Below are 18,901 nucleotides of genomic sequence, written 5' to 3'. Positions count from 1 at the left end.
GTCACTCTCCTGCAGTAAGCAGAGTGGAGTCAGAGGATGGAGTGACATGCTCTCCATCCTTGAGCAGCCCTGCTCCGAGGGTGACTAGAAGATCTCCTGCTTTTAATCCATTACTGCTGGCAGCGCGACCGGGCTCCAGAAAGTCCAGTGTGATTTTCCTGAGGTTTACACGACGGGTGGCCGGATCATAAATAAAGACTTCAGCTTCTTGTTGAGCCATTCTGACAATGGCGTTGATAGAAAACAGGGCGACCTGTTTTTTGTTAGAAGGGATCAGGGTCACCTGACCAATGAAACCTGAGCGGAGGCGATTATTCTTTTCAGGTAAAGTAATCTCTATTTCAAAGGTTCCGGTCTTTTCGTCTGCCAGAGTAGCCAGCTGACTGACTGTACCTTTGAACACTTCTCCGGGCCAGGCATCAAATTCAACTTTGGCCTTATCACCTTTTTTTAGTCGTACAATGTCTTCATCGGTGACACCTGTCTGGATGACCCAGCCCTGATCCGTGTCTGCCACCATAACTACGGGCTGATAAGCGTTGACCAGCTCGTTCTCTTCGACAAACGTTCTTAGAACAAGGCCCTTGGATGGGGCTTCTATACTCGAGTACTTGAGGTTGAATCGATTGATTTTTAATCGACTCTCAGCCACAGCAAGGTCGGTTTCAGCGGACTGCAACTGTTCCAGAGAGAGCACATTATTCTTATGCAATTGGCTGAAGCGGTTCATATTATTTCTAGCCATTTCTACTCTGGCCTGAGCTTCATCCACCTGGGCTTTTATTTCCTCGGGTGAAAGTCTGGCCAGCAACTGTCCAGCTTCGATTCTGTCTCCTTCGTTGACGTCAAGATACTGAATCGGGCCGGCAGTTTTGAATGACAGGGATTGCTGGGATTTATAGGAGAGAATACCGCTGGTGCGAATAGGTTTGGCGTAAGCCTGATATTCAACGGGCACGATTTCAACCATGGGGGGAGGTTTATCTTCAGCCATGGCGATTGAACCGAACCCAGACAGCACGATGGAAGCCAGGCAGGCGGAGAGTCGACTGTTGAGAAGCATTAGCAGCATTCCGTTGGTTGCCATCTTTATTGTTTTAAGTAATGCTAGGCGACTAATGTGTTCAGTGTCAACAATGTTGACGTTGGTAACATCAGACGATAAAAATAGAATGAACAACGATATACGGGTTCATTTCCCATATATTGGCATCTTTATTGTGACGAGTTGATTTATGGCTTCTTACCATCACGGAAACTTGAGAGAAACACTTCTGGCAGAGGCGCGCAAACAGCTTGAAAAAGAAGGTATAGACAAGCTCAGTCTCAGGGCTCTGGCAAGGACAGTGGGTGTTTCCCAAACCGCGCCTTACCGGCATTTTCCCGATAAGAACGCACTGATGATAGCCATGGCAACCAGTGGCTTTGAGGAGCTTCGGCAGTATTTGGTAGCCCGGTCAGGAGCCAGTCCAGACCTGGATTCTGCTCTTGTGGAAGTAGGGCTGGCTTATGTTGATTTTGCAAAAAATAATACCGCCTTGTATAAGCTGATGTTTGGACCGGCGCTGGCTAACAAAGAGTCCTGCCCGGAGCTTTATGAGTCTGCTGAAAGCTGTATTAAAGCACTGCAGGCACTGATACAGCTTAAACTCAGTGCGCCTGAATCCGATGAAACACTCTGGTATATCACGATTAATGCTGCAGCTTTGATCAAGGGGCACACGAGCATGATTCTGGAGGGGATAGATAATTGTCATCCTGATACCGGAGCAGACTTTGACCTATCCAAAGCTTTGAAAGTATTCCTTTCCATGTTGCCTTGATTCTGAACCCCTCTGGCTGGTTATAACACCACAGGACTTATTTTCGCCTTCCCTGAAGCAGGCATTTGAAGAAAGGTGTCTGTTGGTTGCTTCTGTTGATGAAGAATGACCTTGTATTCTGTTGCTCATTACCGATACAACAAGGTAAGTGATGACAAGATCTTATTCTTTTAGTTGTAATGAGAATTATTCTCAATATAATTCGCTGCCAGTGAATCCCAGAATAAGAACACAAAATTACAAGGAAGGTTTCATGATTTCCAAGCAAGCAATAGCCGTGCTGACGATGTCTGGACTCCTGCTGGCAGGTTGCAGTGACAGTAAAAAAGCGGATGTCAACGAATCGCTCTCCGCCCTCACTATTTCTCAACAGTCTGCAGAGCCAGTAATCAGGCAATATGCAGATGTTGCTCTAGCCACATTTGAAGATGCCCTGATCACGGCAAAAGCACTGCGTGTTGCTGCTGGACAGTTGGTCATTAACCCTGATGAAACCACTTTACGGCATGCTCGTGAGGCTTGGAAAGCCGCACGTGTTCCTTATATGCAGTCAGAAGTATTCCGTTTCGGAAACTCGGTGGTCGACAATTGGGAGGGGCAGTTGAATGCCTGGCCACTGGATGAAGGAATGATTGATTACGTTGATGCTGGTCAGTATGGTCATGAAATGGGTAATGCTGGTGCTGAGGCAAATATTGTTGCCAATCCCCAACTGATGTTGGGCGAGCACACATTAAATCTGGATGCCATAACGCCTGAGTTACTGGCCAGTCTTAATGAACTGGGTGGCAGTGAGGCCAATGTTGCAACAGGGTATCACGCAGTAGAATTTCTCTTGTGGGGGCAGGATCTGAATGGCAATGGTCCGGGAGCGGGTGAGCGTCCGGCTACCGATTATGCCAAAGGTCTGGATTGTACCAATGGCCACTGTGAAAGGAGAGGTTCGTATCTGCTGAAGGTGACGGATCTGTTGATTAAAGATCTGGAGTATATGGTAGCGCAGTGGCAGCCTGATGTGGCTGATAACTATCGTTCAAAGTTGCTTCAAGAGCCTGTTGACCAAGGGTTGAGGAAAATGCTTTTTGGCATGGGTAGCTTAAGCCTTGGAGAGTTGGCCGGCGAAAGGATGAAAGTCGCACTGGAAGCCAATTCCACTGAAGATGAACACGATTGTTTCAGTGATAACACCCATTTCTCCCATTTTTATAATGCTCAGGGCGTTCGTAATGTCTTTGCAGGCAGCTATCAAAGAGTGGATGGCTCGAAGATAGAAGGACCGAGCATACTGAAGTGGTTGAAAGAAGCAGACAAGACGCTTTCAGATAAAGCATTGCAACAGCTGAATACAACCCGTGACGCGCTTCAGGCCATTGTGGACTCTGCTGAAAACGACAATGTGGCATTCGATCAGTTGATTGCTGCGGAGAACAAGGAAGGGCATGAGCTGGTAGAGACAGCGATAAATGCTCTGGTTGCACAAACGACAACAATAGAAGAAGTCGCTGGTGTCATGGGAATTACCCAGTTGAATCCGGATAATGCTGATCACGAGTTCTGAGAATGAAAACAAGGATAGGTTTTCTGACACTGGTGTTGATATTGACAGGCTGCTCTCAGGAAGAGTTGTCTGTTTATGAGCCTGGTGAAGACAGGCCGGGTGGTGACACGTCAGTCACCATCGCTGGTCGCAATGCTTTCTCAATGCCAGCGGGTAACATGAAGGTGACACGCAGGCTGGATTTTAATGTCGGAAACAGTTTTTTCCGTAATCCCTGGATAGCTTCTCCATCCTCGACAACTGCTCGGGACGGGCTGGGTCCGCTCTTCAATACCAACAGCTGCCAGAATTGTCATATCAAAGATGGACGGGGTCATGCGCCTAAAAAGGGTGATCTCAACAAAGTCTCACTGTTAATGAGAATCAGTGTGCCAGCTACCGATGAGACCGATCCACAAGTGTTACTCAAAAGTGGCTTTGTTCCTCATCCTGTTTATGGGGGGCAGATTCAGGACTTTGCATTGCCTGGCAGTGTGCCTGAGGGGAGAGTTCAGGTTCGCTATGAATATTCTGAGGTCATCCTGAAAGGGGGGGAGAAAGTTGAGCTGAGAAAGCCTTTCTTCAGTATTACTCATCCAGGTTATGGGCCATTGCCTGAAAATCTGATGATGTCTCCCCGGGTAGCTTCGCCCATGATCGGGTTAGGGCTGCTTGAAGCATTAACAGACTCCAGCCTGTTAACCTATGAAGACCCTGATGACCGGGATGATGATGGCATTTCCGGACGTGCCAACCGGGTATGGGATTTGGAGCAAAACAAAACGGTAATGGGGCGATTTGGCTGGAAAGCAGGGCAGCCTGACCTCAAGCAGCAGAATGCGGCAGCCTTTAATGGTGATATGGGCATTACTTCAATACTGTTTCCCGAAGAGAATTGCAGTGAAGCCCAGACCTCCTGCAGAGATCTGTTGACCGGGGAAAAGCCTGAAATTTCTGACAAGATTCTCAAAAAGGTGACGTTTTATACCCGCAACCTGGCGGTTCCTGTCAGGTCTGAGGCAAAAAATAAAACGGTACTTAAAGGCAAGAAACTGTTTAACGATATCGGTTGTGCAGCCTGTCATATACCCAGTTATAAAACGCCTCGACTAAAAAATCAGCCAGAACAATCTGATCAGTTGATCTGGCCTTACAGTGATTTACTGTTACACGACATGGGTGAAGGGCTTGCAGATCATCGACCTGAGTTCCTCGCCAGTGGTGTTGAATGGCGTACTCCACCGCTCTGGGGAATCAGCAAAACCCATGAAGTCAGTATTGAAGCTACTTTCCTGCACGATGGCAGAGCCCGAACAATCCAGGAAGCCATTCTTTGGCATGGTGGCGAAGCTCAGGCTGCAAGAGATCGTTTTGTTGCCATGGAAAAAGAACAGAGGTCAGCACTGCTGAAGTTTATAGGTTCTTTATGACACGCTTCTTGAGTCCCTTAATGTGTGCAGTCAGTTTGTCTTTGTTGTTAACAGGGTGCAGTCAGGATAAAGGCGAAAAGGTTGCAAGCAAGACCCGCTATCTGAATGACGTCATCATTGCTGATCTTTCCGCAATGCAGCAAAGAGCTGTTCAGCTGAGTCAGCAGGCAGACCGGTTTTGTTCGAGTCCTGTCGAAAAAAACTTTCTGACTCTTCGCGACAGCTGGAGTGAGTCCATGTCTGCCTGGCAGAGCGTTGAGGCTGTCTCCCAGATTTATCTTGAAGAGAACATGGAAAGCTGGCGTTTTCAATTCTGGCCTGACAAAAAAAATCTGATCGGTCGGAAAATAGAAGCTTTGTTGAAAAAGCCTGTTGGCTCTGATCTAACTGAAGAGAGTGTCATCGTTCAAGGGCTTTCTGCTCTGGAATATTTATTGTTTGATCCAAGCAGTGGCCAGCGCATTCTTTTGGGTGAAGCAAACCGTTGTCGTTTTTTGAAATCGGTCAGCAATACACTGGTTTTGAATGCTGCTGAGATGGTCGGGAAGTGGCAGGGTCATGGTGTTCTTTATAATGAATACACCAGCTCGGATCCTGAGAAACAGGTGACGGTTTCGGTACTGGTATTGAACAGTCTTGACGTATTGTCTTCACGGTTGATTCGAGAAATCAGGCTGCCATTAGGGAAAAAGAAGGTTAATCACTACCTGGCTGAATCCTGGCGCAGTGGACAGTCATTAAGCAATCTCAGACATTCTCTGTCAGCAGGTTTGAAAATGACGTCTTTTGTCCTTGATGGCCATTTGTCTGAACAAGACCGATTGATATGGCAGCAGTTGTCGGAGGACTTGAGCCGAATTAACAGAGAGGTGGAGCAATTACCTGCTTCTATTAATGGCTTGGTGGAATCACATGGCAGAGGTCGTCTCATTGTATTAAACGATAATCTGTCAGGCTTGAGAATGAATATCCAGAAGGCTTCATCCGCCCTGAATATACCCCTCGGTTTTAATACTAACGACGGTGACTAAGTGTTGAATCGGCGTACTTTTCTCAAAACCGGTTTGGGATTAGCGGGGCTCTCATTGTCAGGTTGCTCAATATCACTCCAGACTTCGTCAGTATTGATCAGTGTTGCCAGAGATCCGAATGACCAATATTTCATTCAGACCTTTACCCATAATGGTGAAGTAACAGGATGCTGGCCAATCCCTGCAAGAGCGCACGATATAGCTGCCAGACCTTTCAGCTCAGAAGTGGTTGTGTTCGACAGAAGGCCGGGGAAATTACTTTATCATCTGGATTGGCATAAGCCGGAGCAGGCTATTCAGACGGTGAACAGTGATTCATTACGGCACTTTTATGGTCATGGTGTATTCAGTGAGGATGGCCGGTGGCTATATACCACTGAAAATAATCTTGAAACTCTGCAGGGTGTAGTGGGTATCTATGATGCCGGGCAGGGGTATAAAAGAGCAGGAGAGTTTCAACTGGATGGTTCTGGCCCCCATGAGGTGGCTATGATGCCCGATGGTGAAACACTGGTGGTCGCTTTGGGAGGTATTAAGACCCACCCGGACTCAGGGCGTACACCATTGAATCCGGATAATATGAAACCCGCTTTGCTCTACATTGATCGTGATTCGGGAGCAGAGTTGGAGAGGCAGGTTCTCATTGATCATGCTTTAAGCATTCGTCATCTGGATGTAATGCCTGACGGTACAGTTGCTGTTGGTATGCAATATCAGGGCGATCCGGGTGTTCTGCCGCTGGTGGCTCTGCATCAAAGGGGGGAACCATTGAAACCGGTTAAAGCGACGGAAGCTGAATGGTTATCCTTCCATGGTTATATTGCCAGTGTCTGTTTTATGCCCGATAACAATACTCTGGCGGTGACGAGCCCCAGAGGTAACAGGGTTGGGCTAATTGATGTCATGTCAGGAACATTGAAAACGCTTATCCATAATCGGGATTGCTCAGGAGCGGCCAGAACCGCATCAGGACTGCTGGCGATTAGCAATGGTTTGGGGGGGATTCAACTTCTGAAATGTCAAAACGGGCAGGCAGAAGAAGTTTCTAAGGCACAATTCAGGCACAACCAGTGGGATAACCATATGTTATCACTGGTGTGAGCTGACCCTGAGAATTTCTTCACGCACCTCTGTCAGCGCTTCACGAAAACTACCATCGTATTTTTGCAACTTTTCAATAAACTCTGGCAGCATGTCCTTCATCATTCTACCGGTATGTTCCGGCAGAGTTTCAGGCATCTGGCTCAGTGTCTGATTCATTCGACCTTCAGCCTGAATGATGATGGACTTCAGGCGTTCAAATTCCAGACCCTGGTTTTTCAGGTCTGACTTTCTGCCTGAACGTGACAAGGCCAGCTTGTCGAACATTTCCTGAAGTTTGATATCATGGTTGCCCATCATACCTTCAATGTGCTGCAAGCCAGCCAGGTAAGCAGAAGCACTGGCTTCTCCCACAGGAGCCACGGGTGTTGCTTTGGCAGAGTCTGAAGCTTCGATGGCTGCGACTTCGGGCTGTTTTCCCTGAGCCATATCGGCCCGATAAGGACTGATCGCTGCAATTTGTCCTAGCAGTTCATGGATGATGGCGTAATTGAATTGCAGCATCTCTTCCATGTTGCTTTTCAAGTCTTCAAAAGTACTTTCAACCTCTTCTTCAACCTGTTGCTCACCGGATACACCTAGTTCCGGATCTTGTTTGACCGAAGAGGGTTGGACAGGACGATTATTGATATCTTCGATTGCCATAAGAAATCCATTTCAGACAGTTCATCGATGCACCTTACTTTAATTCTAGGAGGCTGACCGAGAATAGTGGTCGAGAATAAAATTCAGTAGAACGAGGCCATTTTTTCGATAAATTTGTGCGAATAGTGGGCCTATTCAATCAAATTTATCGGAAAAATGGGCCGTTCTTTCTGGATTTTAGGCCGACCTGCCTATTCTCGGTCAGGCTCCTAGGCGTCTGACTGAGAATAGTGGTCAAGAATAACATTCAGTAGAACGAGGTCATCGATGGAATCGATTGGTGCAATGGTTGACAGGAATCTTCAGTCGAAGATTCCTGAAGGGGAAAGGTGGGAAGGTTTATTTTTCTGCAACAGCGCCTTTGTTAAAACCTTCAAAGGCGACCACTCGGACTGACTGGTCCGGATGGCGGCTCTTCAGCATAGACGCAATATGTTCAGCCAGAAGTTCTACGGTACTGTCTGTATCAATCAGGTAGCAGCGGTCTTCAGCGATGGTCAGCTCGAAATAGCCCTGGTCAGAGGTATAGCCAAAACGAAAGTGCTCTTGCTTACCCAGAGTGACTGTCTCCAGCAAATCTTCACGGGTGGCTATGTAAATGTCTTTCCAGGTTTCAGCCCAGCCTGCTTCCTCCATAGGGTCACGCTGTCCATTCAAGTAGATATGGATTGGGGAGCGATGACCATGTGCAATTCTCTGGCAGTCACCCAGATGCTTTTTAAGGCCGTGGCTGTAATGGTAAAAGGCACCGGAGAACTGTTCAGGATAAATCTGCAGCTCAACACCGCTGACATTATCAGGCAGTTCATCAAGCAGTGTTTTTTCCAGAAAAGGGGTCAGAGCCTGGGGTGTGATTTCTTGAGCATTAACCAGCAGGATGGCTTGAGCCGGAGCTTTACACTCAATGATGTCACCACTGCTGGTCTGCATCTGAACAGAGAGGCGCTCTTCATTGTCGGCTTTGATTGTCAGGGCCTGATGAGCTGTGGGCACAAGCAAACGGTGATCAGCCAGAAGGTCCAAAGATGCTTTTATCTGCTTTTTAACATGGCCAAAGTCAAACACCATGCCTTGTTCATCCAAATTGCCTTTTAGCACGACATCGACCAGCCAGGTTTCCCCTACAACCCCTCGTTCCGGGGAAAGATAACTGAAATCGAGAGTGGTGAGCTGGTTGACGAACAATGCGGTCATTGGGTTCTACTGCGGCTGAAAAAAATAATGGGTTAATCGGACAATTGTAACTCATTTCTCCTTACTGTTCAGTCTCCAGTCAAATTCTGTGAAATGGATTTTCATACGACTGCCCTGCAAGGCAATCTGGTGCCTGAATTCAGGGTCAGGATGATGCTGTTCAACAAAGTTCAGAATTCCGGACTATTGTCCAAAATCTTTTTTGTACCAGTAGAAACACCGAGGCAAAGACAGCTTGTTTTCATGGATAGAGGCGTGACGATTAAGGAAGTCAGCAGAAGCGGCTTCGAGCTCTTGTTCTATGGATTCTGGACAGAAGGCTCTGAGAGGTGCTGAGCTTTGGCAGGCACAGTGGAAAGCCATATGAATTCTGGGATCGAGCTGGCTCATAGTATAGAGATAAGCCGGATGACGACGTTGCAGAGGTTTTCTCAGTTTTCTGAAAGAGGGGGTATTGGCCCTGAGAATACCATGTTCAATCTCATCCAGTGAAAAGGCATGAGGTTTGAGTTGATAACGAAATCCCTGAAAAAATCCTGCTTATCCATAATGGATTGAATCTTGCTGTAATCGCCCGATGTTTTACAGGCTTCATAGTCAAAACAGTCGGTTCGAAGATCGTAGTGATGCTCAATTAGGGAGGAGAGGACGGCCTCCTGGTAGCATCTTGAAATCCAATGGGTATAAAGGTGGCTGACTCTGTCGTTCTGGCTCATTTTTGTCATGAAGTTGTGTACTTAAAATTATTTCAGGAATAAGGCAGCTATCGGTGAATTGTTCCGGGGATTTAGCATATTATTCATTACTTTCTGTATACCTGAAGACGTTGGAGCCAATTTTGGATCGAACCATCACACAGTCTGATCTTGAGTTTGATGCCCGCCATATCTGGCACCCCTATGGGACAACACCCAGCCAGTATGAGCTGTTTGCTGTTGAAAGTGCTTCAGGCGTCAGACTTCGCCTGAGTGATGGCAGGGAAGTGATTGATGGAATGTCTTCCTGGTGGTGTATGGTGCATGGTTATAACCATCCGGTGATGAATCAGGCCGTTAAGGATCAGGTCGATTCCATGTCCCATGTCATGTTCGGTGGATTGACTCATAAGCCTGCTATCGAATTGACTCGAAGACTGATCGAGTTGACCCCCGAGCCTATCAAAACCGTATTTTTTGCTGATTCCGGATCAGTCGCTGTAGAAGTTGCCATCAAGATGGCCATGCAGTATTGGCAGTGCAAAGGGGAAACCCATAAAAACAAGCTACTGACATTCAAAGGAGGGTATTTCGGTGATACCACGGGAGGGATGGCTGTCTGTGACCCTGATAGCGGTATGCATCAATTGTTCACGGGTATTCTTCCTGAGCATCATTTTGTACCGAGACCTGGGTGCGGCTTTGATGAAACCTTTGAAGATCATCATATTCAGACATTTCGTACTGAGTTGGAATCTCTGAATCATCAGGTGGCAGCTGTCATTATTGAGCCTATTGTTCAGGGAGCTGGTGGTATGCATTTCTACTCACCGGATTTTCTGAAAAAGGTCAGAGAACTTTGCGATGAACATGATGTCCTGCTGATTCATGATGAGATTGCTACGGGCTTTGGCCGAACAGGCAAAATGTTTGCCTGTGAACATGCTGATGTTATCCCTGACATCATGTGTGTGGGTAAAGCGCTGACCGGTGGCTATATGACTCTGTCTGCTGTGATGTGCACTGAGGAAATCAGTAAGACCATCTGTGCCTCAGGCCCTATCATGCATGGCCCTACTTTCATGGCCAATCCCCTGGCCTGTGCAGCAGGCGTTGCGAGCATGGACATTCTCTCCACAGGGGCGTGGATAGATCAGGTGGCTAATATTGAGAAAAAACTATGGGATGGTTTATCTCCCTGCGCAGAGCTGAACACCGTTGATAATGTTCGGGTGCTGGGTGCTATTGGTGTGGTGGAGCTAAAGGAGCCTGTCGTGATGTCTGAGATTCAACCCCGATTCCCTGAGCAGGGGGTTTGGGTCAGACCTTTCGGCAAGTTGGTGTATGTTATGCCGCCTTATGTCATTTCTGATGAAGACCTGGAGACACTGTGCAAGGCTATTTGTACTGTTGTTAAGTCGATCAGTTAACAGGAAAGTTGATGCTCCCTGTTCTGAAGGACAGGGAGTGGCTGGCCCCTAAACTTCTTCCAGAGACTGTTCTCCTTCCGCAACCAATTCCTGGTTGACCATGGCCGTAACGCAAGAGTCTGACCAGACATTGATGGCACTCTCCAGCATATCGATAAAGGCATAAAACGGCAGAATAAGCACCATCAGTTGCATCTCTACTCCCATGGCAGCCAGGAAAGCGCTGGATAACATGTAGCATCCCATAGGGACGCCTGCATTTCCTATAGCTGCAATGGTGGCCACAATAATCCAGGAAAACATCTCCAGCGAAGTAAATTGCACGCCATTACTCTGGGAGACGAAGAGTACTGTGATCAGGATATAGGCTGCACAGGCATTCATATTGACAGTTATGCACAGCGGCATGCTGAAGCGAGCCACTTTTCGTTGAAGGCCTAATCGTCGCTCTGCACAATCAACGGCCGAAGGCAGGGCGGCGCTGGATGACTTGGCAAAGAAAGCAATGGTCAGGGCTGGCCACATGGCCTTGAGAGCATTGACTGGTGGAATCCCACGAATTTTCAACAGAGTGGGTAAAACAACCCCTGCCTGAATCAGGTTGGCAAGCAATACACAAAGCAAATAAAGTGCGAGCCCCTGCAGTACCTCATGATTCTGTACATCCTTGACGAACAGAGTGACAAAGGCCCAAACCGCCAGAGGCATTAATTTCAGAAAGAACCCGGTCATTTTCATCACGGCAGCAAACAAGCTTTCAAAGAGCTGGTGCAAAGTTTGTTTGTGTTCCTTTCCCAGAGAGAGGATAGAGCCACTGAGTACAAAAGCCAGAAACAGGACACCCATCACGTTATTGTTGAGGAAGGGCTCAATGAGGTTTGAAGGAATGATATTGAGAAGATGGTTCCAATAACTGACCGTAGTCACAGCAGGTGTGCTGCTATCCAACAGCCCAGATGCATTTTGAGAAGGGTTCAGCAAGAGATATAAGCCCAGAGCCAGGCTTGCAGAGAGCAGGGTTGTCAGGAGTGTGTACTTGACTACCCGCCCGCCCAGAGACCGAACGTCTGCCATGTCACTCATGCCCGACAGGGTTGCTACCAGAGAGAAGAATATAATGGGCAGGCTAACAAGTTTTAGCAGCCTGATAAAAATATCTGCAACCACCTCGCAGATCTGGTTAACCATAGCAATATCCAGCCAGCCACTGAGCAAGCCAAGAACAGCTGCACCAATAAGGATAGCCGGTGAGTTAATGCTTACATGCTTATGGCTGTCGCACATGAATAAGCTCCATTTGGATTATTATTGATCGCGAAAGTCATTTTTCCCTCTTCCATAGGCGCAACTTTTTTGCTCATGGTGATTTGAGAATGATTGCCTCACGAAACGTTATGGGTAGTCTCCCAGAAATCCAAGATTAGACCTTCTGTTCAGAAGCGTAAGGTTAATTTGGCATTTGGTTATTGCGTTCCAGACTGCGTTGAGTAGGCCTGGAACGCTGACTCAATGGGGGCTCTCGGAAAATCTGAATAAAGCATTCATTTTTGTGTCGAATTTCTAAGTCAAAAAGATCCTTTTCCCTCGCAGACTTTGTCTACAATTGTCGAGCTATCCAGTCTGGATGGTTAGTACGGAAGTGCGGAGCATCATACGATTCAAGTCTCTCTCACATGCAGGGGCAGATGTGTTCTTTGCTCTACTTCTGGCTGATAGATTGGTAATGACTGGCACTTTCCACTGATGGCTGCCTGGAGGTTTTATCATGGCTCTCCGTTTTGATCTGCCTGATTTGATGGAAGACTTTGAGGAAGAACAGGAGTCTTATGACTCAGAACCCTGTTTTCCTTACCCTATAGTTGACGGGTTGCTAGAAGAAGTCGCTATGAGGCGGCTGGCAGTGAACTCTTCATTGATCAGGCTGAATATTCGTGGTGCTCCTGTCAGTACTCGTTTGAGGATTGGTTTTAATCAGAACCGTGGGCGCAAAAAAGTGTTGCTGAAACTTCCCTGAGTTATTCTTGTAAGAGAGCAGGGATATAATTGTGATGCCTCTGTTGTTGCTTGAAGCCTGGTATTTCAAAGAGAAAAGTCAGGTGGCTGGCAGAATGCAATTACGGTGTCAGCTCGTCATTGAGAATTGTATTCAGGCTGCTACGGATGATTGTAGAAAAAGACAAGGAACCCGGTATGGATTGCACACTTCAGGGAGTGATTGTTGCCCGCCATGGAGAAGGAACACACAACACTGGTGAGTATTACAGTTCAGATCCTGAACATCCCAACTACATTGAGTCGAGATTGACCGAATTAGGTCGAAAACAGGCGTCTATGCTGGCCTCTGAACTTTTGGAAGCCGGGCTAAGCAGAGAAAATATCTGCAAGGTGATCGTATCGCCTCTGCCCCGTACTATTGAAACGGCCACTATCGTCCTGAATGCTTTGAATGTTCCAATAAACATAATGGAGCGGGATAAGAGAGTGATTGAGTCCAATGCAGGTGATCGTGAAGGGCAGCAGTATCATCAATATCATGATTCGGACTTCTGGTTTCCGGAGGATCCGGAGTCTTTTGGTGGCGAAACATCTGAGCAAATCCGAGACAGGATGAATCAAGTCTATAGTCAGGCTCTGTCTGAACACTGCCTGTCGGACGGGTATGTTCTTATATTCAGCCATGGCAGTCCCATTTATATGTTACTGGAAGCTATAGAGGGTAAAGGGATAAAGCTGCCTACGGCTGGTTATAAAAAAATCCCTTGTTACTTTCGTCTATGACACTATTTTGGTGAGGCACCAGAAAGGCAAAATACACCGGAATGTGAGAATAATCGGAAAAATTTTCAATCTGCTTACCTGACAACTGTGAAACAGATAATGTGCAATACCCGCACACTGTTTTAGAATGACCGGTCTTGCGTTTTGGGGCCGTTAGCATGACTGAGCAAAATCCAGCACTGATAAAAGAAACATTTCCTGTGGGGCCTTTGCAGTGCAACTGCACCATCATTGGTGATCCTATAACCAAAAAAGCCATTGTGATCGATCCAGGCGGTGATCCGGATATCATTATGTCCAAACTGGAAGCACATGGTCTCAAGGCTATGGCTTTGATTCATACCCATGCACATCTGGATCATTTTCTGGCCAGTGGTGAAATCAAGAAAAAGACCGGTGCACCCATTCACCTCCATAAAGAAGATAAATTTCTCTGGGATAGCCTTGAGACCCAGTGTCGTATGTTTGGTGTGCCCTATAATCCTATTCCAGATCCTGATTACTGGTTGAGCGATGATCAGGAGCTGCCGTGTTGTGAAGGAGTGGCTATGCATACCCCTGGACATACTCCGGGATCTATGTGTTTTCACTTTGAAAAAGAGAATCTGTTGATTGCCGGCGACACACTATTTCGTCGCTCAATCGGTAGAACCGATCTCTGGGGTGGTGACTTCAAGACAATAGAGAAGTCCATTCGTGACCGACTCTATACACTCGATGAAGAAACCACTGTAGTTACTGGTCATGGTCCGGATACCCGTATTGGTGAAGAAATTCGGGAAAACAGCATTATTCGCGGCTAGGAGCCTGACCGAGAATAGCGTCCGAGCATAAAGCTCAGTAGGGCGAGTCTGCTTTTTCACTGGGTTTGTGCGAATAGTTGACCTATTTAAGCGAATTCAGTGGGAAAGATGGCCGTTCTTTCTGGATTTTAGGCCGGGCTGTTTATTCTCGATCAGGCTTCTGGATAGCCAGCAAGGAGAAGTGAACATGTTAATACAGATAAAAAGAATGTCTCTGGTGGTTGCTGCTGCAGCCATCGTAGCGGGTTGTCAGACGACTAACCCTTATACCGGCGAGCAGGAAGTGAATAAGACCACCAAATATGGTGGTATTGGTGCCGTTACCGGTGCTGTCATTGGTGGCTTGGTCGATGGCGGTGAAGGTGCTTTGAAAGGTGCGGCCATTGGTGGCGCAGCAGGTGCTGGCTATGGCTATTACACGGATAAGCAGGAAGCTGCGCTGAGACAACAGTTGCAGGGAACAGGTGTTCAGGTTTACAGACAGGGGGATAACCTTCAGCTGATCATGCCTTCAAACATCACGTTTGATTCCAGCAAGTCGGACATCAAGTCAAGCTTCTATTCAGTTTTGGGTTCTGTTGGCAAAGTATTCAAGGAATACGACAAGAACCTGATTGAAGTGGTTGGTTATACCGACAGCTCAGGCGGAGACAAAATTAACTTGCCCCTTTCTCAGGAGCGGGCCAAGAGTGTGGCGGATTATCTGATTCATCAGGGGGTTTCCGGTACTCGAATCACCTACTTTGGTGCCGGTGCATCCAATCCTATTGGCGATAACAAAACTAAAGAAGGCCGTGCCATGAACAGGCGGGTTGAGATTAATTTGAGGCCTGCACCTCAGAAGTAATGAACAATGAAAAGAGCGATGGGTGTCGCTCTTTTCATTTTAACCCATTCCATTCCGGATCTTTAATCAAGCAGCGAAGGAAGGCATCCGTTCTTTGTCGCTTAGCTGGATTTTTACAGATTTCCTGAAGTTCACGGGTAATGTCAAATCGACCGTTGCAAAGTTGATGGGGCCAGAATCCGGTACTGGAAGCCACTGTTTTAAAATTCTCATGTCTTTCTGACATTAAAGCCGTTCTATAAGCCAACAGTGCCCTGCAATGTAGTGTGTTAACTAATAACTCTTCTTTTTGCTCATTCCATTTCTCAAGCAGTGTAGTGATTGGTATTGAACAAGCATCTTTTAGTTCAGGATTTTGCTCCACCAGACGACTGACTTCATCAATGTCATCTCTTTCGAGAGCTGCGGTTGCCTGCTTTGCCAGTTCCAAAGATTCGTACCCTTTCAGGATTTGGAAAAGCATATCCCAGGAGCCTTTGTGGGCAGTCTGCAGAGCCACTGATTCGAGGCTGCAATCGGTATTGTGTACTGATTTATGTACTTTAGATTTTGCAGAAGCCAGAGCCGTATCAAGTTTCTGAAGTTCTTCTCTCCTGAGAAGAATGTGCTCTTTATTGAGAGGGAGTTTTGCCTGTAACCAGGCGCTTTGCTCATAGAGCGCTATGAAGTTTCCATAGTCCTCTGAGTCCAGATATCGCAGAGCCAGCTCTGCTGTCACTTCTGCTGAAGTCGGTCGAGCTTCTGCTCTGGCAGCAGGTTTACGGAATGAGTCCAGAGCTTCATGGGCTGCGCTTTTGAGCTCTATTATTCCCTGAGATTCAATATTTAATTCGTTTTGAACAGGAGAGCCAGGAAAGTTATCTTGATTTAAGGCTTCCCAGGGTGAAAGGCGATCGGGATAAACCTTTTCATAGGCATCCATGAGAGTGCCCAGAGCAGGTGAAAAGTGAGTCAGCAAAACGGGAAAATTTTTAGTGAATCGAGTCAACTCTAAAAAATCATCATCGGTAATACATTGCTGAACCGTCATTAACAGAGTTGTCACTGTTGTGCTGTCCAGATGACTTTGGCTCGCTTTATCTGTAACCGAACGCAAATCCTCCTTCACTTGTTTTTTAAGGTCTTGATAAGCTTCTTCTGTTGTAGCAGTGGATTCTACATTCCGAAATATAATGGGTTTCATGCTGTATAGCTTTTGTGGCACAGGAAGGTGCTTTTCAGGCTCTTTTATGGATGAGGTCAGCATTCCCCATACACTGGAGCTTAATGAACTGACTGAAGAAGTGAAGGTTCCTAACCAGTTCTGGGTTTGTGGGTCCTGATTATTTGAGACAGCCATAGAATCTCCCTTCTACTCTTCAAATTTGTTCAGCATGAACTTCTGAAGGCCTTCTTCGAATCGGTCAAGTTCCTGCTCAATCTCGTCCGGGGTTCGACTGACCACCTTACGGTCTTCATTAAGCCGGGTAGAAAGGGCTTCCTGAATCTGGTCTTTCAGGTTTTCAAATTCACTGCGCTCTAATACACAGGTCCAGTGGTTGTAACTGCAAGGATCAGGCCGGAAAAATTGAAAGAACTCGTCGGTGTTGCCCTTGGCCAGACAGGACTGATAAGCGATCAATAACCGGGCGTGAAGAACCTGCGGTACATACATGCCTGCCAGCTGGAAAGCGTCTCTTTCTGTCATGTCTGCAGTCATTTCACCTATTTCAGTGAAGAGCTCCTCGTCTTTTTGAGCCTCTACATGAGCTTTTTTCCATTGCCCGGCTGCAAGCAGCTCTCTAATGGATTCGAGCTGCTTTTTTCTGGCTTGATACTGGGGGAGATCTGCCTCCGAAGCTCCATATTCTTTAGTTCGATTGGCTTTCAGAGCTTCTCTTAAACCTGCAATGGCTGAATTATATTGGTGTGAAGACTTCTGCAGCATGGCTGCTCTTCTGAAAGAGATGGTTTTGTCGTCTACAACATCTCGTTGAGTACGATCGAGATCTTTTTTAGCCAATCCTATATAGATGTCTGTGATCTTGTTGCCAGCCAGTGACTTCTGAATAGCCAGTATGCAACTTTTAGGCAGTACCTGCTGTAACCAGCGGGAGTTGCGATAGAGATCCAGAAACAGATCGAGTCGGTTGTGCCGCATGAAATCATAGGCCCAACGCACAGTGAATACCCGGGTGTCTGGATGGTCTTCGTTATCATCCTTTTTGTATTTTTCGAATAAGGACTCAAATACCCTCATAACATCATCCAGGTCTTCAACAGATGCCTCCGGTATTAGTTTTGGGTCCCAGATATTGATCAGGTCGGGTAATGCAGGTGTAAGAGACTCCAGTGGGTCTTTGTTTTGTTCCTGATACCACTTGGAGAGGAGAAGGTCTTTAGGAAATCCGGGCATGAGGTGTTCGAAATTGGCCCAGTTTCGGAGCAGTTTGTCATGATCATCAGTGGCTAGATTGGCTATGCAAATATCGATTACACCTCTTCTGATCCGGTCAATCTGATCTCCTGCATTAGCAGGTTCGTGTTGTTCTTGCAGAGCCTGAATCAGTTGATCCCTTAATTCGGTATAACTCAATGAATGGATGTTTTCGATGTATCGGACATGGATAGGTTTATGAAAGGCCACTTTTTTCTGTTGAATGTAGGGAATGATTTCTGCATCTGGCGTAGTGATTGAACTGCCCCAGCTGTAACCTAATGCTTCGGCAACCTTCGATTTTAATGTCTCACGGGTTCCACTGACCCACCCCCAGAGGGAAGAACTGTCCTTGTCATTTCCAACGGCCATTTGGTACTCGCTCCCTGTAATTACAGTGAGTCTAGCAAGGGAAGAAATCAACTCTGGTGTGTGACTGATGGCTAAAAAGAAAGAACGGAGTAAGAATGGTTGAAGTCAAATAGTCGACGGGATATTGAAAAGCCAGTGTACTGACGGTGGTCTGAGTGGATGAGTCGGCTTCACTGGCTCAATTGGGGTCTGGTCGACAGGTTATCCTGCCAAAGAGCGGTTTGTCTCATAGTGTGAAGATTCCAGAGCTGCGTTTTCTTGCTTGGGGATAACTCGATAACTTCTGCTATCTCTCTGACTGGTTGGGCAAGGGTGGGTTCCACGTGAGCAGAAAATGCAGCAGTCGCCACTCTGGGGGGTCATCAGATTTTTACAGCTTGTGCATTCATAAAGATAAACGCAGGCGTCCAGTGGCATGGTTTCATTTTCTGAATGGCCACAACTGCTGCAGGTGATTGTTGATTCAGTATTAAGATGAAGTTTCATAATTTAAGTTTCTTCTTTTGTTATTTTCTTTAGGGCGTAATATACACATATCGACATTTACCCTCCTTTCTTGAATGAATGTTCACGTGAATGTTAAGCAAGAAGTGTGACAGTTATGTGTTATCTGCCTTTTCTTTAAATTCATTTCACACTGAATCCTGTTCAAAGGTATTCAGTGACTTTATGCACCTGAACTCTGAATAGCATACTGTCGGCTATTTCTGCTTCTGTACGATCTTGCTTATTGATTCGACAGCCTGGACATTGTTCGATCCATGTTTCTTCTTCATATTTTATTTTGGTGTCAAGCATA

Annotated in this window: 18 protein-coding genes and 1 pseudogene; 10 read left to right on the top strand and 9 right to left on the bottom strand. The window is 46.7% G+C overall.

Going from position 1 to position 18,901, the window contains the following annotated elements:
* Window position 1: 1 nt before the first annotated feature.
* Window positions 2-1,063 (bottom strand): efflux RND transporter periplasmic adaptor subunit, encoded by a 1,062-nt coding sequence (locus GZ78_RS03405; RefSeq protein WP_161787297.1) that lies wholly within the window; start codon window positions 1,061-1,063, stop codon window positions 2-4.
* 172 nt (window positions 1,064-1,235) lie between these two features.
* Between GZ78_RS03405 and GZ78_RS03400 the strand changes: the two genes are divergently transcribed.
* The 5 genes from GZ78_RS03400 to GZ78_RS03380 all read left to right on the top strand — a co-directional run bounded on the left by GZ78_RS03400 (window position 1,236) and on the right by GZ78_RS03380 (window position 6,922).
* Window positions 1,236-1,823, top strand: a complete 588-nt coding sequence (locus GZ78_RS03400) for a TetR/AcrR family transcriptional regulator (protein WP_034832783.1) — start codon at window positions 1,236-1,238, stop codon at window positions 1,821-1,823.
* A gap of 253 nt (window positions 1,824-2,076) precedes the next feature.
* A complete protein-coding gene (locus GZ78_RS03395) occupies window positions 2,077-3,381 on the top strand; it encodes an imelysin family protein (protein WP_081869649.1) in 1,305 nt (434 codons plus the stop codon).
* 2 nt (window positions 3,382-3,383) lie between these two features.
* Window positions 3,384-4,790 carry a di-heme oxidoreductase family protein gene (locus GZ78_RS03390; protein ID WP_034832781.1) on the top strand — a complete coding sequence of 469 codons (1,407 nt, stop codon included), beginning with the start codon at window positions 3,384-3,386 and terminating at the stop codon, window positions 4,788-4,790.
* 20 nt (window positions 4,791-4,810) lie between these two features.
* Complete coding sequence (locus GZ78_RS03385; RefSeq protein WP_161787296.1) at window positions 4,811-5,821, top strand: imelysin family protein; 1,011 nt, start codon at window positions 4,811-4,813, stop codon at window positions 5,819-5,821.
* Window positions 5,822-6,922, top strand: coding sequence for a DUF1513 domain-containing protein (locus tag GZ78_RS03380; RefSeq protein WP_081869648.1), 1,101 nt, complete (start codon window positions 5,822-5,824; stop codon window positions 6,920-6,922). It begins immediately after the preceding gene.
* Here GZ78_RS03380 and GZ78_RS03375 read toward each other — a convergent pair.
* The 3 genes and pseudogenes from GZ78_RS03375 to GZ78_RS28080 form a co-directional block, all read right to left on the bottom strand.
* A complete protein-coding gene (locus GZ78_RS03375) occupies window positions 6,911-7,567 on the bottom strand; it encodes a hypothetical protein (RefSeq protein WP_034832777.1) in 657 nt (218 codons plus the stop codon). The genes GZ78_RS03380 and GZ78_RS03375 overlap by 12 nt on opposite strands.
* A 339-nt stretch (window positions 7,568-7,906) precedes the next feature.
* A complete protein-coding gene (locus GZ78_RS03370) occupies window positions 7,907-8,761 on the bottom strand; it encodes a 6-carboxytetrahydropterin synthase (protein ID WP_034832776.1) in 855 nt (284 codons plus the stop codon).
* Between the two features lie 183 nt (window positions 8,762-8,944).
* Window positions 8,945-9,283: pseudogene (locus GZ78_RS28080) on the bottom strand (DUF547 domain-containing protein); the annotation flags it as partial.
* A gap of 316 nt (window positions 9,284-9,599) precedes the next feature.
* On the opposite strand from GZ78_RS28080, the gene bioA reads away from it, so the two are divergent.
* On the top strand, window positions 9,600-10,886 hold the full coding sequence (gene bioA / locus GZ78_RS03355) for an adenosylmethionine--8-amino-7-oxononanoate transaminase (protein ID WP_152558527.1): 1,287 nt from the start codon (window positions 9,600-9,602) through the stop codon (window positions 10,884-10,886).
* A 48-nt stretch (window positions 10,887-10,934) separates the two neighbouring features.
* Here bioA and GZ78_RS03350 read toward each other — a convergent pair whose 3' ends face one another.
* Window positions 10,935-12,170 carry a dicarboxylate/amino acid:cation symporter gene (locus GZ78_RS03350; RefSeq protein WP_051785775.1) on the bottom strand — a complete coding sequence of 412 codons (1,236 nt, stop codon included), beginning with the start codon at window positions 12,168-12,170 and terminating at the stop codon, window positions 10,935-10,937.
* 481 nt (window positions 12,171-12,651) lie between these two features.
* Here GZ78_RS03350 and GZ78_RS03345 point away from each other — a divergent pair, with 481 nt between their 5' ends.
* From GZ78_RS03345 to GZ78_RS03330, 4 genes are all read left to right on the top strand, one after another.
* The gene (locus GZ78_RS03345; protein ID WP_034832771.1) at window positions 12,652-12,900 is read left to right on the top strand and encodes a hypothetical protein; all 249 of its coding nucleotides are present in this window, start codon (window positions 12,652-12,654) and stop codon (window positions 12,898-12,900) included.
* A 146-nt stretch (window positions 12,901-13,046) separates the two neighbouring features.
* Window positions 13,047-13,664 carry a histidine phosphatase family protein gene (locus tag GZ78_RS03340; RefSeq protein ID WP_034832769.1) on the top strand — a complete coding sequence of 206 codons (618 nt, stop codon included), beginning with the start codon at window positions 13,047-13,049 and terminating at the stop codon, window positions 13,662-13,664.
* 158 nt (window positions 13,665-13,822) lie between these two features.
* Complete coding sequence (locus GZ78_RS03335; RefSeq protein WP_034832768.1) at window positions 13,823-14,467, top strand: MBL fold metallo-hydrolase; 645 nt, start codon at window positions 13,823-13,825, stop codon at window positions 14,465-14,467.
* 187 nt (window positions 14,468-14,654) lie between these two features.
* Window positions 14,655-15,314: an OmpA family protein gene (locus tag GZ78_RS03330; protein ID WP_201772642.1), complete on the top strand. Its 660-nt coding sequence runs from the start codon at window positions 14,655-14,657 to the stop codon at window positions 15,312-15,314.
* 34 nt (window positions 15,315-15,348) lie between these two features.
* On the opposite strand, the gene GZ78_RS03325 is transcribed toward GZ78_RS03330, so the two are convergent.
* From GZ78_RS03325 to GZ78_RS29305, 4 genes are all read right to left on the bottom strand, one after another.
* A complete protein-coding gene (locus tag GZ78_RS03325) occupies window positions 15,349-16,653 on the bottom strand; it encodes a hypothetical protein (RefSeq protein ID WP_152558526.1) in 1,305 nt (434 codons plus the stop codon).
* Window positions 16,654-16,665: 12 nt separating this feature from the next.
* Window positions 16,666-18,102 carry a hypothetical protein gene (locus tag GZ78_RS03320; protein ID WP_034832765.1) on the bottom strand — a complete coding sequence of 479 codons (1,437 nt, stop codon included), beginning with the start codon at window positions 18,100-18,102 and terminating at the stop codon, window positions 16,666-16,668.
* Window positions 18,103-18,303: 201 nt separating this feature from the next.
* Complete coding sequence (locus GZ78_RS30770; protein ID WP_330217595.1) at window positions 18,304-18,588, bottom strand: GDCCVxC domain-containing (seleno)protein; 285 nt, start codon at window positions 18,586-18,588, stop codon at window positions 18,304-18,306.
* A gap of 162 nt (window positions 18,589-18,750) precedes the next feature.
* The gene (locus tag GZ78_RS29305) at window positions 18,751-18,900 is read right to left on the bottom strand and encodes a hypothetical protein (RefSeq protein ID WP_161787295.1); all 150 of its coding nucleotides are present in this window, start codon (window positions 18,898-18,900) and stop codon (window positions 18,751-18,753) included.
* Between the last annotated feature and the right edge of the window lies 1 nt (window position 18,901).

The sequence above is a fragment of the Endozoicomonas numazuensis genome, from assembly GCF_000722635.1.
GTDB classification, from domain to species: Bacteria; Pseudomonadota; Gammaproteobacteria; order Pseudomonadales; family Endozoicomonadaceae; genus Endozoicomonas_A; species Endozoicomonas_A numazuensis.
This window is presented reverse-complemented; position numbering and strand designations above follow the sequence as displayed.